Source organism: Rhodoferax sp. U2-2l (assembly GCF_020594515.1).
GTDB lineage: Bacteria > Pseudomonadota > Gammaproteobacteria > Burkholderiales > Burkholderiaceae_C > Rhodoferax.
The window spans coordinates 22,077-43,848 of sequence record NZ_JAJCTH010000019.1; the positions used below are offsets into that span (position 1 = coordinate 22,077).

20 protein-coding genes are annotated in these 21,772 nt (G+C 60.6%); 9 read left to right on the plus strand and 11 right to left on the minus strand.

What is annotated here, in order from left to right; translation table 11 throughout:
- Positions 1-20 precede the first annotated feature (20 nt).
- Positions 21-506, plus strand: coding sequence for a peroxiredoxin (locus tag LHU53_RS16535; protein WP_227333897.1), 486 nt, complete (start codon positions 21-23; stop codon positions 504-506).
- A gap of 189 nt (positions 507-695) precedes the next feature.
- On the plus strand, positions 696-2,405 hold the full coding sequence (locus tag LHU53_RS16540; RefSeq protein WP_227333898.1) for a PhoH family protein: 1,710 nt from the start codon (positions 696-698) through the stop codon (positions 2,403-2,405).
- A gap of 97 nt (positions 2,406-2,502) precedes the next feature.
- On the opposite strand, the gene dnaB is transcribed toward LHU53_RS16540, so the two are convergent.
- The 7 genes from dnaB to ppsA all read right to left on the minus strand — a co-directional run bounded on the left by dnaB (position 2,503) and on the right by ppsA (position 10,419).
- Positions 2,503-3,912, minus strand: coding sequence for a replicative DNA helicase (gene dnaB / locus LHU53_RS16545; protein WP_227333899.1), 1,410 nt, complete (start codon positions 3,910-3,912; stop codon positions 2,503-2,505).
- A gap of 178 nt (positions 3,913-4,090) precedes the next feature.
- Entirely contained in the window at positions 4,091-4,543 is a 453-nt protein-coding gene (gene rplI / locus LHU53_RS16550) for a 50S ribosomal protein L9 (RefSeq protein ID WP_227333900.1), read from the minus strand.
- Between the two features lie 12 nt (positions 4,544-4,555).
- The gene (gene rpsR / locus LHU53_RS16555; RefSeq protein ID WP_011464487.1) at positions 4,556-4,840 is read right to left on the minus strand and encodes a 30S ribosomal protein S18; all 285 of its coding nucleotides are present in this window, start codon (positions 4,838-4,840) and stop codon (positions 4,556-4,558) included.
- A 29-nt stretch (positions 4,841-4,869) separates the two neighbouring features.
- Entirely contained in the window at positions 4,870-5,166 is a 297-nt protein-coding gene (priB, locus tag LHU53_RS16560; protein WP_227333901.1) for a primosomal replication protein N, read from the minus strand.
- A 22-nt stretch (positions 5,167-5,188) separates the two neighbouring features.
- Positions 5,189-5,554 carry a 30S ribosomal protein S6 gene (gene rpsF, locus LHU53_RS16565; protein ID WP_011464485.1) on the minus strand — a complete coding sequence of 122 codons (366 nt, stop codon included), beginning with the start codon at positions 5,552-5,554 and terminating at the stop codon, positions 5,189-5,191.
- Between the two features lie 83 nt (positions 5,555-5,637).
- Positions 5,638-7,980, minus strand: coding sequence for a VC_2705 family sodium/solute symporter (locus LHU53_RS16570; RefSeq protein ID WP_227333902.1), 2,343 nt, complete (start codon positions 7,978-7,980; stop codon positions 5,638-5,640).
- 45 nt (positions 7,981-8,025) lie between these two features.
- Entirely contained in the window at positions 8,026-10,419 is a 2,394-nt protein-coding gene (gene ppsA, locus LHU53_RS16575) for a phosphoenolpyruvate synthase (protein WP_227333903.1), read from the minus strand.
- A 234-nt stretch (positions 10,420-10,653) separates the two neighbouring features.
- Between ppsA and LHU53_RS16580 the strand changes: the two genes are divergently transcribed.
- Together LHU53_RS16580 and LHU53_RS16585 are read left to right on the plus strand one after the other, a co-directional pair.
- Complete coding sequence (locus tag LHU53_RS16580; protein WP_227333904.1) at positions 10,654-11,475, plus strand: pyruvate, water dikinase regulatory protein; 822 nt, start codon at positions 10,654-10,656, stop codon at positions 11,473-11,475.
- A 446-nt stretch (positions 11,476-11,921) separates the two neighbouring features.
- Positions 11,922-12,221, plus strand: coding sequence for an energy transducer TonB (locus LHU53_RS16585; protein ID WP_227333905.1), 300 nt, complete (start codon positions 11,922-11,924; stop codon positions 12,219-12,221).
- Between the two features lie 139 nt (positions 12,222-12,360).
- Here LHU53_RS16585 and LHU53_RS16590 read toward each other — a convergent pair whose 3' ends face one another.
- The 4 genes from LHU53_RS16590 to LHU53_RS16605 form a co-directional block, all read right to left on the minus strand.
- Entirely contained in the window at positions 12,361-12,681 is a 321-nt protein-coding gene (locus LHU53_RS16590) for a hypothetical protein (RefSeq protein ID WP_370632337.1), read from the minus strand.
- 66 nt (positions 12,682-12,747) lie between these two features.
- Positions 12,748-14,934 (minus strand): ATP-dependent DNA helicase DinG, encoded by a 2,187-nt coding sequence (gene dinG / locus LHU53_RS16595; RefSeq protein ID WP_227333907.1) that lies wholly within the window; start codon positions 14,932-14,934, stop codon positions 12,748-12,750.
- 270 nt (positions 14,935-15,204) lie between these two features.
- Positions 15,205-16,386: an acetyl-CoA C-acyltransferase family protein gene (locus LHU53_RS16600; protein WP_227333908.1), complete on the minus strand. Its 1,182-nt coding sequence runs from the start codon at positions 16,384-16,386 to the stop codon at positions 15,205-15,207.
- Positions 16,387-16,473: 87 nt separating this feature from the next.
- Positions 16,474-17,376 (minus strand): LysR family transcriptional regulator, encoded by a 903-nt coding sequence (locus tag LHU53_RS16605; protein WP_227333909.1) that lies wholly within the window; start codon positions 17,374-17,376, stop codon positions 16,474-16,476.
- 249 nt (positions 17,377-17,625) lie between these two features.
- Here LHU53_RS16605 and ribD point away from each other — a divergent pair, with 249 nt between their 5' ends.
- From ribD to nusB, 5 genes are all read left to right on the plus strand, one after another.
- Positions 17,626-18,783, plus strand: a complete 1,158-nt coding sequence (gene ribD / locus LHU53_RS16610; protein WP_227333910.1) for a bifunctional diaminohydroxyphosphoribosylaminopyrimidine deaminase/5-amino-6-(5-phosphoribosylamino)uracil reductase RibD — start codon at positions 17,626-17,628, stop codon at positions 18,781-18,783.
- A 157-nt stretch (positions 18,784-18,940) separates the two neighbouring features.
- The gene (locus tag LHU53_RS16615; RefSeq protein ID WP_227333911.1) at positions 18,941-19,573 is read left to right on the plus strand and encodes a riboflavin synthase; all 633 of its coding nucleotides are present in this window, start codon (positions 18,941-18,943) and stop codon (positions 19,571-19,573) included.
- Between the two features lie 42 nt (positions 19,574-19,615).
- A complete protein-coding gene (gene ribBA, locus LHU53_RS16620) occupies positions 19,616-20,731 on the plus strand; it encodes a bifunctional 3,4-dihydroxy-2-butanone-4-phosphate synthase/GTP cyclohydrolase II (protein WP_227333912.1) in 1,116 nt (371 codons plus the stop codon).
- Between the two features lie 24 nt (positions 20,732-20,755).
- Positions 20,756-21,232, plus strand: a complete 477-nt coding sequence (gene ribH / locus LHU53_RS16625; protein WP_227333913.1) for a 6,7-dimethyl-8-ribityllumazine synthase — start codon at positions 20,756-20,758, stop codon at positions 21,230-21,232.
- Positions 21,229-21,771 (plus strand): transcription antitermination factor NusB, encoded by a 543-nt coding sequence (gene nusB / locus LHU53_RS16630; RefSeq protein ID WP_227333914.1) that lies wholly within the window; start codon positions 21,229-21,231, stop codon positions 21,769-21,771. Before ribH ends, nusB begins: the two co-directional genes overlap by 4 nt.
- The last annotated feature ends 1 nt before the right edge of the window (position 21,772 follow it).

Here is a 21,772-nt window from a genome sequence, read left to right on the forward strand (position 1 = left end):
TCACACGAGACCGAAGCACCATGGCGATTGTTGTCAATAAACCCATCCCCGAATTTGAATCCAATGCCACTGGCGGTATCCGGGTCACCAACACCTCCCACCTTGGTCACATTGTTGTCTTGTATTTTTATCCCAAAGACAACACCCCAGGTTGTACCACCGAAGCCATGCAGTTCCGCGACAGGTACAAGGATTTTGTCAAGGCAGGCGCCACGGTGTTCGGCGTGTCGCGCGACAACATGAAGTCGCACGACGATTTCAAGCAGAAGCTGGAACTCCCGTTTGAGTTGATCGCCGACACCGAAGAAAAAATGTGCCACATGTTTGGTGTGGTCAAAAACAAGATCATGTACGGCAAAAAGGTCAAGGGCATTGAGCGCAGCACCTTCCTGATCGGTGCCGACGGCTACCTCAAGGAAGAATGGCGCGGCCTGAAAGTGCCAGGCCATGTGGACGAGGTGCTGGAGGCCGTCAAGACGCTCAAAAAAGCCGCGATACCAGCTTGATCCGTCCTTGCTGCTGAGGTTGAGATTTTGTTTCCAACGAATCCCCGCCTTGTATCCTGGTCAAATGGCTCATGCATAATGATTTGAATGTTGCTGACAGTTTCGACCGATTCTTTTGAAACAGCCGCCGTGGTGACATGGCGGCTGTTTTGCTTTTAAAGCTACCTTTAACTCACTTCGAGAGTTTTCATGCCTTTGCCCTCTGCACCCACCAAACGCGCTGCCTTGTTGTCACTGCAAGAGTATGAAATACCCGCCAAACCGCGGCCCAGGGCCAAATCTGCCAGCAAGGGCGAGGCACCCAGTCCGCCAGCAGTGCAGACCAGCACGTCCCCTGCTGATCTGGTTGACGTAACGGCATCGCCTGCGCCCGCGCCGACGCGTTCGCAGGCACCGAAGTCTTTCAAACCAGCCACAACCACACCAGCGCCCACGGCGGTGACCGCCACGCCACCTACCGCGGCGACCAAAACGCCCGAGCGCGTGAAAGGCAAAGCCAAGCGCCCGGTGGGACCCAAGCGCCTGTTTGTGCTCGACACCAATGTGCTGTTGCACGACCCCACCTGTCTGTTCCGTTTTGAAGAACACGACATCTTTTTGCCGATGATCGTGCTCGAAGAGCTCGACGCCCACAAAAAAGGCATGACCGAGGTGGCCCGCAACGGCCGCCAGACCAGCCGCTCGCTGGACGCGCTGGCCGAACATCAAGGTGGCGACATCACAACCGGCCTGCCGCTGGACGCCACCGGTCACCCGGAGGCCCGCGGTCGCCTGTTCTTCCAGACGCAGCTGCTCAACTACGACCTGCCGCTGAGCCTGCCCCAAGGCAAGGCTGACAACCAGATCCTGGGGGTGGTCGAAGCCCTGCGCCAGCAACATGCGCCGCGTGAGGTGGTGCTGGTGTCCAAAGACATCAACATGCGCGTCAAAGCGCGCGCCCTGGGTCTACTGACCGACGACTACCAAAATGACAAAACACTGGAAGACGGCGATCTGCTGTACTCCGGTGCTTATGCGCTACCCGCTGATTTCTGGATCACCCACGGCAAGTCGGTGGAAAGCTGGCAGCAGGGTGCCCAAACGTTCTACCGCATCAGCGGTCCGGTGGTGCCGCAGTTGCTGGTGAACCAGTTTGTCTATTTCGAGTCACCGGGTGAACCCAGCCTGTACGCCAAGGTGACTGAAATCCGGGGCAAGGTGGCGGTGTTCAAAACGCTACGCGACTTCACCCACCTGAAAAATGCGGTCTGGGGCATCACCACCCGCAACCGCGAGCAAAACTTTGCCATGAACCTGCTGATGGACCCGGAGGTCGACTTTGTCACCCTGACGGGCACCGCCGGCACCGGCAAAACGCTGATGGCGCTGGCCTCGGGCTTGACGCAGGTGCTCGACGAGCGGCGCTACACCGAGATCATCGTCACCCGCGCCACGGTCAGCGTGGGTGAAGACATCGGCTTTTTGCCGGGCACCGAGGAAGAAAAAATGGGCCCGTGGATGGGTGCGCTCGATGACAACCTGGAAGTGCTGGGCAAAACCGACACCGCCGCTGGCGAATGGGGTCGCGCTGCCACCAACGAGTTGATCCGCAGCCGCATCAAAATCAAGAGCATGAACTTCATGCGCGGGCGCACCTTCCTGAACAAATACGTGATCATCGATGAGGCGCAAAACCTGACGCCCAAGCAGATGAAAACGCTCATTACCCGCGCCGGCCCCGGCACCAAAATCATCTGTATGGGCAACATTGCGCAGATCGACACACCCTATTTGACCGAAGGCTCCTCCGGCCTGACTTACGCCGTGGACAAGTTCAAGGGCTGGGCGCACAGCGGGCACATCACTTTGGCGCGGGGTGAGCGCTCAAGGCTGGCAGACTTTGCCAGTGAAGTGCTTTAAATTGAATAACTACTAGCCCTTACAAAATAAGGGCTAGAGGCTATTTCATCTATCAACCTGATGATGAGTGGGCCTACCTGGACCCGTCTCAGCAGGCCTAGAAGTCACCGGTGCCGCCGCTAGCCAAAGACTCAAACTTGGTGATGTTTTTCAGGAATGCCAGCTTGACAATCCCGGTCGGGCCATTACGCTGCTTGGCAATGATCACCTCGGCCACACCAGGCTCTTTGGAGGTTTCGCGGTTGTAGTAATCGTCGCGGTAGATGAACATGATGATGTCGGCATCCTGCTCAATGGCGCCGGATTCGCGCAAGTCGCTCATCATGGGGCGTTTGTCAGGACGCTGCTCCACGCTTCGGTTGAGCTGCGACAAGGCAATCACCGGGCATTTGAGCTCCTTGGCCAGCATTTTTAAACCCCGGGAAATTTCACCCAACTCGGTGGCCCGGTTTTCACCATCGCTGCCGTTGGAGCCACTCATCAACTGCAAATAGTCCACCACAATCAGGCCGAGCTGGCCGCATTGCCGCGACAGGCGCCGCGCATTGGCGCGCAACTCGCTGGAGGTGAGGCCCGCAGTTTCATCAATGTGCAGCGAAATGGTGCGCAACTTCTCAATGGCTTCTGTCAGGCGCGGCCATTCGTCGTCGGTCAGCTTGCCCGTGCGCAGGTGGCCCTGGTCGATGCGGCCAATGGAGCCCACAATACGCACCGCCAACTGGGCGGCACCCATTTCCATCGAGAACACCGCCACCGGCAGGCCCTCGTTCATTGCCACATGCTCGGCAATGTTGATGGCAAACGCCGTCTTGCCCATCGATGGCCGTGCGGCCAGCACCACCAGGTCACCCGCCTGCAGGCCTGCGGTCATGCGATCGAGGTCGTAAAACCCGGTCGGCACACCGGTGACATCGTTCGGGTTGTCGGCCATCTCCTGGACACGGTCGAGCAAATCGACCACCAGCGTGTCCATGCTCTGAAAGCCTTGCTTGGTGCGCGCACCCTCTTCGCCAATGTTGAAGATCTTCTGCTCGGCCTCGTCCAGGATGGACGCCACAGGCCGACCCTTGGGGTTGAAGGCGTTGGCCGAGATTTCTTCGCTGGTGGAGACAAGCTTGCGCAGGATCGAGCGGTCACGCACGATCTCGGCGTAACGGCGGATGTTGCCGGCACTGGGCACGTATTGCGCCAGCGCGTTGAGGTAACTCAGGCCACCAATCTCCTCTGCCTTGCCCGCACTTTGCAGATGCTCATACACGGTGATCACGTCAGCCGGTTTGGACGCGTTGATCAGCAACGCCATGGCAGCGAACACGGCACGGTGTTCGTAACGGTAGAAATCCTGCTCGGTCAGCACATCACTCACCCGGTCCCAGGCGGCGTTGTCCAGCAACAAGCCACCCAAGACACTGGATTCAGCCTCAATGGAGTGCGGCGGAATGCGCAACTGTGCCACCTGGCGATCTGGTATCTGGTCGTCGTGAAGCGCGGAAAAAACAGCGGACATGGGTGATTCCTTGGAGTCCTGAATGCTAGTGCCTGCCAGTCAGGGTGTCGAGTGAGAAGCTGGGGGCGACCTCTGTAAAACCTGTGTACAAGCTGTGCAAATGATGTCTGCACGACAGCACCAAAACAAAAGCCGCCGAGGTGTACACCCCGGCGGCTTTGACACAATCGTGTGAAGCTTAAGCGGTTTCGCCGTAAACCGACACAGTGATGTCCACCACCACATCGGTGTGCAAGGCAACGCCTACCGTGCTATCGCCCACCACCTTGATGTGGCCATGTGGCATGCGAATTTGTGACTTGGCCACCGCAAAGCCAGCTTTGGTCAGCTCTTCAGCGATGTCCGCATTGGTGACGGAACCGAACAAACGGCCATCCACACCGGCTTTTTGGGTCAGTTTGCAGGTGGTACCTGCGAGCTTTTCGCCCAAAGCCTGGGATTCGGCCAGCTTTGCGGCAGCTGCTTTTTCAAGCTCAGCGCGGCGGACTTCGAATTCTTTCTTGGCGGTTTCCGTGGCGCGACGGGCGCGGCCAGACGGAATCAGGAAGTTGCGGGCGTAACCGTCTTTGACTTTGACGATTTCACCGAGGTTACCAAGGTTCACCACCTTGTCGAGCAGAATGATTTGCATGGTAGGTAGTCCTTAGATCTTGTGCTGATCGCTGTATGGCAGCATGGCCAAAAAGCGGGCGCGTTTGATGGCAGTGTTGAGCTGGCGCTGGAAAATCGCACGGGTTCCGGTCAGGCGGGCCGGGATGATCTTGCCGTTTTCAGCAATGAAATCACGCAGCGTGTCGATGTCTTTGTAGTCAATCTCTTCCACACCGGTCACGGTGAAGCGGCAAAAGCGCTTGCGCTTGAACAGCAGGTTTTGTGCTGGGCGCTTGGGGCGCTTGTCTTTGTTGTTGAAACGTTTTGGTCCGGCCATGATGGACTCCTTAAATATTTGGAAATGCGTTACTGTTGAGCAAATTCTTGAATGTGAAACACAACGTGCTTTGCATGACGTGGTGTGGCCACAAACCCTTTGAAATTCCAGCTGCTACCGATGTCTTGTTTGGCCAGTTGTTCGGCAACTGCACCAAATGCCACGGATTTCATGATCGCTTTGACTTGTCTGAGTTGCCCGGCTTCTGTCGTCTCGGATTGATGCTCAAGTCGGCAGTTGACGGCAGGAACTCCTGACGGCGTGTACCGCAATGTTTCAATTTCGAGGATGCTGGCAGTCAGGCTCAGTTGGTTGTCAAAACGCACTGTTTGCTGGAAGTCTGCGGGCTCAAGCCTGGTATTCAGCTTGCTGTGTCTTGCGGGCGTCTTCGCGCTCGACCGTCTTCATCATGGAAGAGGGGCCGGTATCGGCCTTTTTCTTCAACACGGTGAGGTGGCGCAACACGGCGTCGTTGAACTTGAACGCATGCTCCAGTTCAGCCATCACAGCCTGGTCGGCTTCGATGTTGACACACAGGTAGTGGGCCTTGGCCAGCTTGTTGATCATGTAGACCAACTGGCGGCGACCCCAGTCTTCGACACGGTGCACTTTGCCACCGCCAGCGGTGATCATGCCCTTGTAGCGTTCCAGCATGGCGGGAACTTGTTCGCTCTGATCCGGGTGGATCATGAGGATGATTTCATAATGACGCATTGAAACTCCTTGTGGAAGTACCTCGACTGAGGCGAAAAACCACCCCCAGCGTCTGATTGGGGTGTGGCAAGGTTAGCCAAAGATTATAGCTTTTTAATCACTTCGTCCTGCACCTCAAGGTGGACGTGGTTCGGCAAACGGGTCATCCAGCTCACCAGCACGGTGACCGTGATGCCTGCAGCCACACCAAACACACCGGCCGAAATGGGTTCAATGCCGAACCACTGACCGGATGACGCCGTCAGTCCCAACCAGCTCCTGACGCCCGGCACGTTGATCAGCATGTAATACAAGGTCAGCCCCAGGCCACTCAACATGCCAGCAACGGCGCCCTGCCGCGTAGCACCACGCCAGTAAATGCCCAGGATCATCACCGGGACAAACGCTGCACCCGCCAGGGAAAAAGACGCCGACACCAGAATCAGGATGTCTGCGGGACGCTGCGCTGCCACGTAAGCCGCCACCAAGGCGACCAGCAGCAAAGCAAATTTGGACAACATGACACGCCGAACGGCACCGGTGCGGTCACTTTTTCCCTTGTAAAACAAGTCGTACGCCAGTGCGTTCCCAATGGTCAGCAGCAAACCATCCGCCGTGGACAAGGCAGCGGCCAGACCACCCGCAGCCACCAAACCGGAAATCACGTAAGGCAAGCCGCCAATTTCGGGGGTGGCCAGCATCACGATATCCGCGCCAAGTCGCAACTCGGCAAATTGCAAAATCTGGTCCCCGTTGATGTCACTGACTGAAATCAGCGATGGCTCCAGCCGTGTCCACTGCGCTATCCAGGTGGGCAATTCGTCAAACCGCTGCCCCACCAGATGCTCCATGATTTCGAACTTGACGAGCACCGCCAGGGCCGGTGCAGCCAAATACAGCAAGGCAATAAAAACCAGCGACCAGGTGGCTGAATTGCGCGTTTCTTTCACCGATGCTGTGGTGTAGAAGCGGGTCAGCAAATGGGGCAGACCTGCTGTGCCGATCATCAGACAAAACATCAGCGCCAGGAAATTGATCCGCGATGTCTCAAAGCTCATCTTCTCCTCACGAGTCCCATCAGGGTCCCCTGCGAACGGGTGAGTGTGTGGGGGCATGCCTGCCAGGGGCTTGGCCAGGTCCTGGTTCTCATGCATGGCGCGCGTCCAGCGCTCCCGGGCGCTGGCTTCGTCACGCGGCAAAGCGGCCATGGTGCGACGCGCGGCCACAATGCCCGCCTCGTCAGCGTGCGACTGGGTCAGACGCTGGATTTCGTCACGTTGCCGCTTCCTCTCGATCTCCAATGACTCGGGCAGGTTGCGGATCTTCTCGGCGTAATCCTGCGCCCGCCGGGCATATTCGTTGATCACCGCCAATTCGGACGACGAGATCATCAACTGGCGCTCCATCTCAGCAATTTTTGGCAATTGCTGACCGTAAATCATGGGCGCCATCGGGTTGCCAAGCTGCTTGTAAGCCAGCCACGACACGGGAATCAAGAAAGCCAGGATCAGCACTACATACTGGGTGACTTGCGTCCAGGTCACTGCCCGCATACCCCCCAAAAATGAACAGACCAACACGCCGCCCAAACCCAGCAGGATGCCAATTTCAAACTGCACGCCGGTCAGCCGCGAGGTGATCAGGCCCACGCCATAGATTTGCGCCACCACATAGGTAAACGAACACAGCACCGCCGCCCAGGCGGCAATGATGCGTGGCCAACGCCCGCCAAACCGGCGTCCAAAAAAATCCGGTACCGTGTACAGGTTCATTTTTCGCAAATGCGGCGCCACCAGCAATGCCACCAGACAGAACCCGCCGGTCCAGCCCAGCACATACACCAGGCCCCCTGGCTGCGAACCGGACCCGGAAAAACCCTGCAAATACAGCCCACCGGCCATGCTGATGAAGGACGCCGCGCTCATCCAGTCGGCAGCAACGGCCATGCCGTTGTACATCGCCGGGATGCGGCGACCCGCCACGTAATACTCAGAGGCTTTGGAGGTCCGGTCGTAAATACCAATCAAGGCATAGAGAAACACCGTCGCAAACAAAAAGATGGCCCCAACCCAGATCTTTTTCAGGCCGGCACGCTCCGCCAGTCCAAGGGCCACCACAAACAGCAGAAACAGGACGACATAGGCCAAAAATCGCTTGTGAATGCGCCGGGTGTATTTGGCAAAACCTGGGTCAACCAACAACGGGTCGTTGTCCGCACGGTTGGCGAACCAAGCGTAGCCGCCCACCACCAAAATAAAAACCATCAAGCTGCCTTGCGCAGCAAACCAGTACGAAATGGGCCAGCCAGCCAGCACCTGACGCAAATCGTGCGCAAAAAAAACGACGCCGAACGACGCCAGAAACCAGACCAACAAAAACCAAGCCTGCAAGCGCGAGAAGCTGGTCGTGGGTTGGGGTTCAGAAAAAGACACCTCTGGGTTCATCATCCGATGATGATGGCACCCGGTGGTGCCAAGCTCTATAGGTGTTTGCTATTGACTCGCCAGGCTTTGCCAGGTGGCCACCACGGTATCCGGGTTCAATGAAATCGACGAGATGCCTTGCGCCATCAGCCAGACCGCAAAATCTGGGTGGTCACTGGGGCCCTGGCCGCAAATACCGATGTACTTGCCCTGCGCCAGACAGGCACGGATGGCCTGGCTGATCAGTGCCGTGACGGCCGGGTCGCGTTCATCAAAATCTTTCGCCAGCAGTTCCAGACCCGAATCGCGATCCAGACCCAGCGTCAGTTGCGTCAAATCGTTGGAGCCGATGGAAAAGCCGTCAAAGTATTCCAGGAACTCGTTGGCCAAAATGGCGTTGCTCGGGATCTCACACATCATGATCAGCTTGAGGTCGTTGTCGCCCCGTTTCAGGCCATGCCCGGCCAGCAACTCTGTGACTTTCTTGGCCTGACCCAAGGTGCGGACAAACGGCACCATCACCTGGACATTGACCAGCCCCATGCTTTCGCGGACACGCTTGATCGCTTCACACTCCATGGCAAACGCCTCGCCAAAATCAGCGCTGACATACCGTGCTGCGCCACGGAAGCCCAGCATCGGGTTTTCTTCTTCCGGCTCGTAGCGGCTGCCACCGATGAGTTTGCGGTATTCGTTGCTCTTGAAATCTGACAGTCGCACGATCACCGGCTTGGGCCAGAACGCTGCGGCAATGGTGGCCACACCTTCTGCCACCCGGTCCACATAAAAAGCCCGCGGTGAGGCGTGGCCACGTGCCACCGACTCGACCGCAATTTTCAGGTCTGCGTCAATGTTGGGATAGTCGAGGATGGCTTTGGGGTGCACGCCGATGTTGTTGTTGATGATGAACTCCAACCGCGCCAGGCCCACCCCGTTGTTGGGCAACTGGCAGAAATCAAAGGCGAGCTGCGGGTTGCCCACGTTCATCATGATCTTGACCGGAATCTCGGGCATGGCGCCACGTTGCACTTCGGTGATTTCAGTCTCCAGCAGGCCATCGTAGATGAAGCCGGTGTCGCCTTCCGCACAACTCACCGTGACCAGCATGCCGTCCTTCAAGACCTGATCCGCGTTGCCGCAACCAACCACAGCGGGGATGCCCAGCTCGCGGGCAATGATGGCGGCATGGCAGGTGCGACCACCGCGGTTGGTGACAATGGCTGAGGCACGCTTCATCACCGGCTCCCAGTTGGGGTCCGTCATGTCGGTGACCAGAATGTCGCCAGCCTGTACACGGTCCATTTCGCTGATGCTGTGCACCACCTTCACCGGGCCGGTGCCGATCTTCTGACCGATGGCGCGTCCTTCAGCCAGCACGGCGCCTTTGCCCTTGAGCTTGTAGCGGTGCTCCACTTTGCCAAAGGCCTGACTTTTGACGGTCTCTGGCCGCGCCTGCAAGATGTACAGCTCGCCGTCCAGCCCGTCCTTGCCCCATTCAATGTCCATGGGCCGGCCATAGTGCTGCTCAATCACCAACGCGTAGGCGGCCAGTTTTTGCACGTCGGCATCGGTCAGCGAATACCGGTTGCGCAACTCGGTGGGCACATCGGTCGTTTTCACGAGCTTTCCGCTGGCCGCTTTTTCTTCGGGCGTGGAGAACTGCATCTGGATCAGCTTGGAGCCCAGATTGCGCCGGATCAGCGCCTGCTTGCCAGCCTTGAGCATGGGTTTGTGGACATAAAACTCGTCCGGATTCACCGCGCCCTGCACCACGGTCTCGCCCAAGCCATAGCTGGACGTGATGAACACCACATCGTCAAACCCTGACTCGGTGTCCAGCGTGAACATGACCCCGGCGGCGCCCAGATCAGAACGCACCATGCGCTGGATACCGGCGCTCAGTGCCACATGTTCGTGGGCAAACCCCTTGTGAACGCGGTAACTGATGGCCCGGTCGTTGTAGAGCGAGGCAAACACTTCGCGGATTTTGTGCAAAACGTCTTCAATGCCGGTGACATTGAGAAAGGTTTCCTGCTGGCCGGCAAACGAGGCGTCCGGCAGGTCTTCCGCCGTGGCAGAAGAACGCACCGCGAACGATGCCTCGGTGTTGGTGCCGCACAGCACCGCAAAGGCCGTGCGGATCTCCTGCTCGAAATCGGCCGGGAAGGGCTGGTTTTCCACCATGGCCCGAATCTCGGCACCCGCAACGGCCAGCGCATTGACGTCGTCGGTGTCCAGTTTGGCCAGGCGCTCATTGATTTTTTGGCTCAAATTGCCAAACGCCAGAAATTGACGAAACGCGTGGGCGGTCGTGGCAAAACCTGTCGGCACCTTCACGCCTGTGGGCAGGTTGGAGATCATTTCACCCAGACTGGCGTTCTTGCCGCCGACCGAGTCAACGTCGGTCATTCTTAATCTCTCAAACGGAACGACCAGATCAGTCGGTGCGAAAAGTGCTGTCATGTGAGAACTCCAGAAGTTAAAAAAACTGTCCTGACACCCTTGACAGGTTCAAAGGTCGTCAACGCCCAGCCCGACTCACTGCGTTGTTGTGTTGTTGTGCTGCTTCGGCAAGGCTGCGCGGCTAATTCCATGAAAGATAATAATTGTAGGCTTGCGGGCGATCGAAAGCCTTCGCGTCTGGCGCCCGAGCGCGCGCATTCGCCCAGCCGTTACCCATCTGAATGACCCCTTACCATGCCCAACCGCACTGTTTTTTTTATTTCTGATGGCACCGGCATCACCGCTGAAACGTTTGGCAATGCCATCCTGAACCAGTTCGAGGCGAACCTGCACCGCGTCCGCCTGCCTTTTGTCGACAGCGTGGATAAAGCCCACCAAGCGGTGCGGCAGATCAACCACGCGGGTGTGATTGACAACAAGCGGCCGCTGGTTTTCACGACCCTGGCCAACCAGCAGGTCCTGCAGGTGATCACGCAAGGCTGTCAGGGCATGCTGATGGACATGTTCAGCACCTTTGTGGATCCGCTGGAAAAGGAGCTCAACCTCAAATCCAACCACCGCATTGGCCGCTTCAGTGACTCCAGCAAAAGCGAGGAGTACCAGTCCCGCATCGAAGCCATCAACTTTTCGCTGGAACACGATGACGGGCAATCCAACCGTGACCTGGAGGGCTCTGACGTGATCCTGGTGGGTGTCAGTCGCAGCGGAAAAACCCCGACATCGCTCTACCTGGCCATGCAATACGGCCTGAAAGCGTCCAACTACCCGCTGATTCCGGAGGACTTTGAACGCCAGGACCTGCCCCCAGCCCTCAAGGCGCAGCGCAAAAAGCTGTTTGGCCTGACCATCCAGCCTGAGCGGCTCAGCGAAATTCGCAACGAACGCCGCCCCAACTCCAAATACGCGTCGCTGGCCAATTGCCGCTACGAGGTCAAAGAGGCTGAAAACATGATGCGGCGCTACGGCATCCGCTGGCTGTCCACCACCACCAAATCCATTGAAGAGATTTCCACCACCATCTTGCAAGAGCTGCGGCCAGAGCGGCTGACCTACTGACAGTTTCCGGCCCGCCATGGCAGACAGGCTGGCGAAACGACCAGCCGCTACACCCGAAAAAAACAAGTTTGAGGATCTTCTACATCAGCGTTGGCGTGGCGTGTTTTCACCTCGCGCTTTTGGGATGGGTTCGGGTCAACCAGCCCGCCAACCAGAGCGTCACCGTGCTGCCGGCCGTGCAGGTCCGGCAGATCGAGGCAGTACCGCGCCAAATGCCCCAGCCCGCCCCCATCACCCCAAGTCGGCCCGAACGGGCCCCCGTTCCACCCAAGAAAGCCGTGCCACCCCAGCCAATGCCTGCGCGATTGCCTGACCCGGTGCTCAGGACACCTAACGGCCCCTCCTGGCCATCACCAGCGCCCCCAGCCAACGACGCGCCAGCTCCATCGGACAAGGCAACAAGCGCCGGGACGACGCCCCACCCACCGTCCTCAACGCAAGCAACAGTGTCCGCCAAGGGCACCACCTTGCCATCCAGCCAGGCCGACTACCTCAGCAACCCGCCGCCGCCCTACCCGCCGCTGAGTCTGAGGCTCAACGAGCAGGGCAAAGTGGTTGTGCGGGTGTTGATCGGCAAGGACGGTCTCGCGCTGGATGGCAACATCGCCCAATCCAGTGGCTTTGACCGGCTGGACCGCGCGGCTTTGAAAGCGGTCATGGCATGGCGCTACGTGCCCGGGACCGTGGATGGGCAAGCACGGGACATGTGGTTTGATGTGCCAGTCCATTTCAAACCACCACGCTGACAAACCGAACGCGCTTGAACAGCCAGCGCAGCCATCGCCGACGCGTTTAGAAGCCAGACGACCTAGAAGCAACCGCCGTTGATATTGAACCTGCCGGACCTGCTTGATGGACCGCTCGCACGCCACAGCGTGCGACAACTTACCGCGGCGTGATCCGCTTGGGCTCCACATCCGTGACTTCCGTGACATCGGTGGCCGCCACATCCACCACGCTGCCAGGCGTCGGCGCAGCGCGGCCAGACTGGCCAAATCCACCCTGGTTAAAGCGCTGCCACACCGCTTGACGGTTCACTTGAAAGGTCCACGGACTGACCGGCTGGCCAGTCAGCTTGGCCCACAGCGCCCGCAGCAACCACACTAGCAGCACCAGCAAACCGGCTGCCAACAAGCTGGCAAAAAACACCAGCCCGGCCAGCAGCAGCCCCACGCGCACCACCCAACCCAACAATTTCAACAACACGTCACTCAAAACATCACTCCTTGTGAACCGGGTAAATGGGGAACCCCGGCGGCATTGCAAGCCACTTTACGTTGCCGACACAACCGGGGCGCTTGCACCCAGCGCCAGCGTCTGCCCGCGCACCCGGCGCAGCACCGCATAAGGCGGCAAACCCTGCAACATGCGCCGACCATACGGCTGGCTCAGCAGGCGCTTGTCGTAACACACCACCCGGGCCTGGTCGGTCTCGGAACGAATGGCGCGGCCGGTCCATTGCAGCAGACGGATGCCCGTGGCAGGCACCACCAGCTCGGTAAACGGGTCGCGCCCTTCGCGCTTGAGCCACTCGGAGCGCGCCTCCTCCACCGGGTCGGACGGCGAGGCAAACGGCAGCTTGGTGATGAACACGGTTTCACACAGCTGGCCGGGCAAGTCCAGCCCCTCGCCAAACGACTGCATGCCAAAAATCACGGAGGGCTGGCCCGACTCCACCCGCGCCATGTGGGTACCCAGCAGCCGCGCGCGTGACAGTTGGCCCTGCACCAGCACCACCCCCAGCAGGGTGGCATCCAGCGCATCGACTGCCGCTTTCATCTGCACACGTGAGGTAAATAACACCAGCGCCCCGTGTGGCACCTGGCGCAAATCAGCCAGCAAAGCCGCCACCATCTCGCGGGTGAAACTCTCCACGTGACGCGGATCGGCGACCGTGTCCACCACCACCAGTTCACCCTGCGTGCGGTAGTCAAACGGGCTGTCCACCGCCAACGTGGTCACATGGCCGACCTGATCCAGCCCGGTTTCAGCCAAAAAGTAGTCAAAGCTGCCACAACTGGTGAGCGATGCCGAGGTGACCACCGCACCCCGCACCTGGTTCCAGAGGTGTCGGCGCAGCAAATCACCCGGCACAATCGGACAGGCATGCGCGCTCAAGGACACCAGGCCACTGCTGGTGTCAGACTTGAGCCATTTGGCCATCGGCTGTGCCTCATGCGCGAGCAACATGGCGCTGGTGTTGAGCACACTGTTGAGCTTGGGCGCCATCTGGCCCAGCCGGGCGTATTGCACAGAGTTTTGTGCGGCTTGCGCCGGGTCTTCTTTGGCGCGGGCTTTGAGTTCGGCACCCAACGCCTCCAGCACCTCTGACAAGCCCCCCGCGTGACCATGGATCAGCTTCATCGGGTCAGTCAAGGCTTGCGGGAGCACGCCATCGGGGAAACGGTGCACGATGTCGTAACTGGCGGTCACGCCACGCAGCAGGTCCATGGCGATCCGGCCTGCGTCCAGCAGCGCGGTCTTGAGCTGCTGGGCCAGCGTGGTGACGTCCTGCTCCACGGCCACACCCATTTTTTCAGCCACTTCGTGCAGGATTTTGGGCAACTTGTCGAGCCAGCGCAGGCCGGTCAAGTCCATGGCGCCAGAAAACTGGTCCAGCGCCACGGCGGGCAGGTGGTGGCCTTCGTCAAACACCACCAGGCAGTTGTCGAGTTCGGGCAGCGCCTTCATGCCCAGAGAAGCCAGCACTAGGTCGTGGTTGGCCACAATCACCTGCGCCTGCGCCAGCAGCGTGCGGGCGTTGTAGTAGCTGCAGTTGCGAAACAGCGGGCAATGCCGCGCGGTGCAGGTGTGGCGCTCGGCCGCCACGGTGGACCAGTCGCGCGGCTCGGGCTGCTCGGCCAGGCTGTCGCGGTCGCCATCCCAGCGGCCAGACGCCAGCGCGTTGGCCAGCGTGTCGTACAGCGCCATGCGGCGTTCTTCGGGGTCTTGCCAGTCCTGACCCTTGAGCTGTTTGGCAAACGCGTTGGTCGGTGGTGGTGCGTCTTCGTCCGTGCCGAACAGTTCACTGCTGTCATCGCCACCGCTGCCGACCAGGCGCTCCAGCTTGAGCTTGCACACGTACCGGCCGCGGCCCTTGGCCAGCGCGTAGACAAACGGCGTCTCCAGCACCGCGGCCAGCGCAGGCAGGTCTTTGGTCATGAGTTGCTCTTGCAGCGCCACCGTGGCGGTAGAGACCACCACCCGCGTCTTGCGCGCCAGCGCAAGGGCCACCGTGGTGGACAGGTACGCCGCGGATTTACCCACACCCGTGCCCGCCTGGATGACGGTGATGGCCTGGGCGGGGTCGGCGTGCTCCCCCAGCGTGATGCCGTGCAGCTCGGCGGCAATGCGTTCAGCCATCTCACGCTGGCCGACGCGCGCGCGAAAGCCCACCGTGGCGGTGACCATCTGGTCAAAAGCAGCCAGCGACAAGGCGGCCAAAGGTTGATCAGTCACAACAAATTCTGTCCGGTTAATGAAAAAGGTCAGCAGCCACGCCGTGCTGCCTGGCTAACTGACACGGTTCCCAGCTACCCCGGACGATGATAGAAGTTTTTGTATTTGCACACCCCGGGTGGTGACCCGGGGTAAACCTGATCGGCAATTCAGGATCCGAATCCAAGAGAGGTGCCGGGCCACCCCGGGCGCGGTGCTGGATGCGCTGGCTACCGGATGAGATGCGCCAGGTCGGCAACCGCTGGCGCGGTTGCCTGAAGGTGCGCCAGGTCAGAGACGCTCAAAGATCACCGCAATCCCTTGCCCACCGCCGATGCACATGGTGGCCAGGGCGTATTTGCCGCCGATGCGTTGCAATTCATACACCGCTTTGGTGGCAATGAAGGCCCCCGAGCAACCCACCGGGTGACCCAACGCAATGGCACCGCCATTGGGGTTGGTTTTGGCCGGGTCAAGTCCCAGGCCCTTGTTGACGGCAATCGCCTGGGCGGCAAAGGCTTCATTGGCTTCGATGACATCGATCTGGTCCAGGGTCAAGCCAGCCTTTTTGAGCGCCAGCTTGGTGGCGGGGATCGGCCCCTCACCCATGATCTCGTTGGGCACACCGGCAATGGCGTAGGACACGATGCGCGCCATGGGCTTTTGACCCGCTTTGGCGGCCACATCAGCCGCCGCCAGCACAAAGAAAGCGGCACCGTCGTTGATGCCCGAGGCGTTGCCCGCGGTCACGGTGCCATCCTTCTTGAAGGCCGGTTTCATTTTGGCCAGCGATTCCAGGGTGGTGTTGGCCTTGCCGTGTTCGTCCACTTCAAACACCACGTCGCCCTTGCGGGTTTGCTGGACGATCGGCACGATCTGTGACTTGAAGCGCCCCTCGGCAATCGCCACGGCGGCGCGGCGCTGTGATTCGCAGGCAAAGGCGTCTTGTTCTTCGCGACTGATGTTCCACTTGGTGGCCAGGTTTTCGGCCGTGATGCCCATGTGGCCGACGCCAAACGGGTCGGTCAGCACCGCCACCATCATGTCAATCGCTTTGGCATCGCCCATCCGGGCACCCGAACGCAGTGCCGGCATCATGTAACTGCCGCGCGACATGACTTCCACACCGCCACCGATGCCGTAGTCAAAATCCCCCAGCATGATGTTTTGTGCGGCAGAGACAATGCCTTGCAGACCCGACGAACACAGGCGGCTGACCTGCATGGCGATCGAGTCCATCGGCAAGCCAGCCTGGATCGAGGCCACACGCGACACATAACCATAACGCGCATCGGTCGGAATCACATGACCCACCACGGCATTGCCAATTTGTTGCGGATCGACACCTGAGCGGGCGATGGCTTCCTTCATCACAATGCCGGCCAACTCAGCGGGCTCCATGCTGGACAACGAGCCACCGAAGGCGCCAATGGCGGAGCGGGCGGCGCTTAATACAACTACGTCTTGGGTCATCAAAAAACTCCTTGGATAAAACAATTTGGAAGCCGACCAATCATGCCCTATATCAGTCACCGAATCAACGCCGTCGCATTCAACACGTTACGCAGCACCCCAATCGGCCTTGCCCAGGGCATTGACCAGAAACTCGATCAACAGGCGCACCTTGGCAGAGACATGGTGTCGAGTCGGGTACACCGCGTAGATGCCAAACTCTGCGGCGCGAAACTGCGGCATCAAGGCCACCAGGGCGCCGCTGCGCAAGTCCTCTTCCACCAGAAACGACGGCTGCAAGATGATGCCTTGGTGCTTCAACGCGGCGGCTCGGCAGGTGTCGCCACTGTTGGTGCGTAGCACGGGTTGCACCTGCACACTCACCTCGCCCTGCGGTCCTGCAAACAGCCACTGATCTCCCGTGGCCAGCAGGCTGTAGGCGAGTACGGCATGCTGGCCAAGCTCGTCGGGATGCGAGGGGCAACCATGAACCGAGAGATACGTCGGCGAGGCACACAGCACCAGGCGCGTGGCGGCCAGCTTGCGGCTGATCAGCGATGAGGTCGCCAGGTGGCCAATGCGCACCGCCAAGTCGTAACCTTCTTCCACCAGATCGACCACCCGGTCCGACAGCGTGACGTCCAGCGTGACCCGGGGGTGCTGCGCCATGAAGTCGGACCACAGCGGCGCCAGGTGCAAGATGCCGAAGCTGTACGGCACATTGACCTTCAGCAAGCCGCTGGCCTGGGCCGAGCGGGCGGTGATCTCGGCTTCTGCCTCGTCCAGTTCGCCCAGCAGCGCTTTGCAGCGCGCGTGGAAGGTTCGTCCCTCTTCGGTAAGCGACAGCTTGCGGGTGGTACGGTGCAGCAGGCGCACACCCAGGCGCGCTTCCAGGTCCGCCACATAACGCGACACGGCGGCCTTGGACATCGCCAGGGCCTCGGCCGCGCGCACAAAGCTGCCCGCATCCACAACCGCGGTGAAGGTCTGCATTTCCAGGAACCTGTCCATTCATCCCTCCAATAGGAACTATCCATTCTATTTATCTGCATTTATGCACTCGTTAGAAACAAATGCCAGGCCGTCAGGAACTTGAGCGCCACCCAAGGGCGAGCCAAAAGCCCTACCCGGCGTCACTGGCTGGCCTGCGCATCCGCCAAGACAAGCGCATCTGCAAGAACCCGACGCACCCCCCGGCCAGCCACACACGCTGCGGGCACCACCAGCCTGTCGTTCCAGCGCGATCTCTAAAATCGCCCCATGACACTCCCTCCCGGCAACGGCCCCTGCGCACACCCCGTGCCCTATCACACCGCTTTCCTCGAACACGCCTTGGCCCTGGCGCAAAGCTGTCTGCTGCTCACCGCCCCCAATCCGCGGGTCGGCTGTGTCATCACCAGTGCTGACGGCCAGCTCCTGGGCCAGGGCCACACCCAAAAAGCGGGCGGCCCGCACGCCGAAATCATGGCACTGCGCGACGCCGCAGCCCGTGGCCACGCGGTTCAGGGCGCCACCGCCTACGTCACGCTGGAGCCTTGTGCGCACCAGGGCCGCACCGGCCCGTGTTGCGACGCACTGATTGCCGCAGGCATCCAAAAGGTGGTGGCCACCCACACCGACCCGAATCCGCGCGTGGCCGGCCAGGGGTTTGCGCGCATGCGTTCGGCTGGGATCGACGTGCACGTTTTGGCGCCAGATGACCCTCTGGCGATCGCCTCGCGCGAGCTGAACATCGGATTTTTCAGCCGCATGATCCGCAAGCGGCCATGGGTCCGTATGAAGATCGCCGCCTCGCTGGACGGTAAAACAGCGCTGACCAACTGCACCAGCCAATGGATCACCTCGCCCGAGGCGCGGGCGGACGGCCACGCCTGGCGCGCACGTGCCTGCCTGATGCTCACGGGCATCGGCACTGCGCTGGCCGACAACCCCAGGCTGGACGTGCGGTTGGTGGAGACACCCCGACAGCCTGCGGTGGCGCTGGTCGACAGCCACCTGGCCCTGCCGCTGGATGCGGGCTTATTTCTACCCGGTCGCCCCATGTACCTTTGGGCTGCCGACCGACCAGACGACAAATCTTCAGCCCTTGAAACGCGCGGCGCCCAGGTGTTTGTGCGGCCCGATGGCCACGGCAAGGTGGATTTGGCCGCCATGCTGCAGGACATGGCCGCGCTGGAAATCAACGAACTGCACGTGGAGGCTGGCCACACGCTCAACGGTGCGCTGATATCTGCGGGGTTGGTGGACGAATTTCTGATTTACCTGGCGCCCAAGCTGCTGGGCCTTGGGCGTGACATGGCCAGCTTTGGCCCCTTGACCGCGTTGTCGCAAGCCGTGCCGCTGACGTTTGTATCCACCCAGATGGTGGGGCCAGACCTGCGCGTGCTGGCCCGCGTGGCCGGGCGCGACCGGTTTTGACGTGGCTTCTGTCATGCCGGGCACCGCCCCGGGCCCCATCAATTCGGGGTCACGGAGGGTGGATCCAGCCCGCCATGACAGCCAAGGGGTCGCCAATGACAACGCCGAAGCTGCTGCACCACCCATGGCAGCGCCAATAACCTGCGAAAATACCGGCATGTTTACAGGAATCATCACCGGCCTCGGCCGTATCTCTGGCGTCCAGAACTTGGGCGACTCCGCCAGTCATGGCAAACGTCTCACCCTCACCTGCCCCGCACATTACCTCGACGATGTGGTGTTGGGCGACAGCATTGCGCTCAACGGCGCCTGCATGACGGTGACCTCGCTGGACGCCGCAGCGCAGCAGTTCACCGTGGATATCTCCGCCGAGTCACTGGACAAAACCGCCGCGCTGGACGCGGTGGGCGGGGTCAACCTGGAAAAAGCCCTGCGTGCCAATGATCGCCTGGGCGGCCACATGGTGTCCGGCCATGTGGACGGCATCGGCCAGGTGACCCGCTTTGAGCAAGTGGGGGAAAGCTGGGTGCTGCAGATTTTGGCGCCCGCTGCCATGGGCAAATACCTGGCTTACAAAGGCTCGATCACCGTCAACGGTGTCAGCCTGACCGTCAACAGTGTGCAAGACCTTGCTGACGGCTGCCAGGTGACCATCAACCTGATTCCGCACACCCTCCAGAACACCACCCTGGGCACCCTGGCGGCTGGCAAACGGGTCAATCTGGAGATTGACCTGATCGCACGCTACGTTGAACGCATGCTCAGCCCGGCCGCATCACACGCCGCTTAAGCCGAGACTGGCTTTTTCCCTTTTTTTGAAAATTTTTTGCCTATGACAACCCTGCAACCCGTGGCCATTTCCCCCGTCGAAGACATCGTGGCCGACATCAAGGCTGGGCGCATGGTGATCCTGGTCGATGAAGAAGACCGCGAAAACGAAGGTGACCTGATCATGGCCGCCGACCACGTCACCGCCGAGGCGGTCAACTTCATGGCGCGTTATGGCCGTGGCCTGATCTGCCTGACGTTGACCAAAGAACGCTGCGAACGCCTGCAACTGCCGCCCATGGCCGCGCGCAATGGCGACAAAAAAGGCACGGCGTTCACCGTGTCCATCGAAGCGGCCGAAGGCGTCACCACCGGTATTTCCGCCGCCGACCGGGCCCGCACCGTGCAGGCCGCCGTGGCCAAAAACGCCCAACCCGACGATCTGGTGCAGCCTGGCCACATCTTCCCGCTGCAAGCCGTGGATGGCGGTGTGCTGATGCGCGCTGGCCACACCGAGGCCGGTTGCGACCTGGCCGCCATGGCGGGCTGCGAACCGGCGGCCATGATCTGCGAAATCATGAAGGACGACGGCACCATGGCCCGGCTGCCGGATTTGCAGCTGTTTGCCGCCGAACACGGCCTCAAGATCGGCACCATTGCCGACATGATCCACCACCGCAGCCGGGTCGAGTCCTTGGTGGAGCATGTGGGGCAGCGCCCGTTCAACACCGCTTTTGGCCAGTTCACCGCCCACGCCTTCAAGGACAAAGCCGCCCATGGCGTGCACCTGGCGCTGGTCATGGGCGAGTGGACGGCTGACGACACCGTGCTGGCCCGCGTGCACGAGCCACTGTCGGTGCTGGACGCGCTTGAAAAAGGCCGCGCCATGCATTCCTGGAGCCTGGAAGCCAGCCTGACCCGCGTGGCCGCCGAGGGCAAAGGCGTGGTTGTTTTCCTCAACTGCGGCGAAAGCGGCGCCCAGCTGTTGGCCCAGTTTGAAGGCACGGCACGCGCCAGCCACGGCCCCGAGCGCGGTCGCCTGGACCTGCGCACCTACGGCGTGGGCGCGCAGATCTTGCGCGAATGCGGCGTGCACAAGATGAAGCTGCTGGGCAACCCGCGCCGCATGCCCAGCATGGCCGGTTACGGCCTGGAAATTGTGGGCTATGTCGCGCAGTAGCCACCCCACCTGATTGGATCACCCATGCTGATTGCAAACCAAGGCGCGCTTGACGCCGCCAACCCCCTGTTGAACGGCGCCAAAATGAGCATCGGCATCGTGCAGGCGCGCTTCAATGCCGACATCACCGATGCCTTGGCGCAGGCCTGCCGCGCCGAACTCATCGCCCTGGGTGTGGCCGAGGAGCACATCACCCTGGTCCAGGTACCTGGCGCGCTGGAAGTGCCGGTGGCCTTGATGGCCCTGGCCGAGAGGCGCAAATTTGACGCGCTGGTGGCGCTGGGCTGCATCATCCGCGGCGAAACCTACCATTTTGAACTGGTGGCCAACGAGTCAGGCGCGGGTGTCAGCCGCGTCTCGCTGGACTACCAGCTCCCCATTGCCAACGCCATCCTCACCGTCGAAAACATGGCCCAAGCCGTGGCCCGCCAGACCGACAAGGGTCGTGACGCGGCACGTGCGGCGGTCGAGATGGCCAACCTGCTCGAAAGTATTGAATGAGTGAATCAAGCCACCCCGGCCCCAACAAACGCCCACCCCGCCAGCCCCGCAAGGGCCTGACCAGCACCGGCGCACGCAAAGCGGCCAGCAAATCCGACCGCTCCCGCGCCCGTGAATTTGCCCTGCAAGGCCTCTACCAGGTGCTGGTCGGCAAAAATCCGCTGGACGATGTGGACGCCTTCACCCGCGACCTGGCCGGGTTTTCCAAAGCCGACGCGGTGCATTTTGATGCGCTGTTGCACGGCTGCACCGAGCACGCGGCTGAGCTGGACGCGCAGATTCAACCCGCGCTGGACCGCCCTTTGACCGAGATCTCGCCGGTGGAACACGCCTGCATGTGGATCGGTGTCTATGAGTTGGCCCACTGCCCGGACGTCCCGTGGCGCGTGGTGCTCAACGAGTGTATTGAGCTGGCCAAGGAGTTTGGCGGCACCGACGGCCACAAGTATGTGAACGCCGTGCTCAACAGCCTGGCCCGCCAGCTGCGCGAGGCCGAAGTGGCAGCCGACCGCACCTCGGGCCACAACAAGTCTGCCTGAC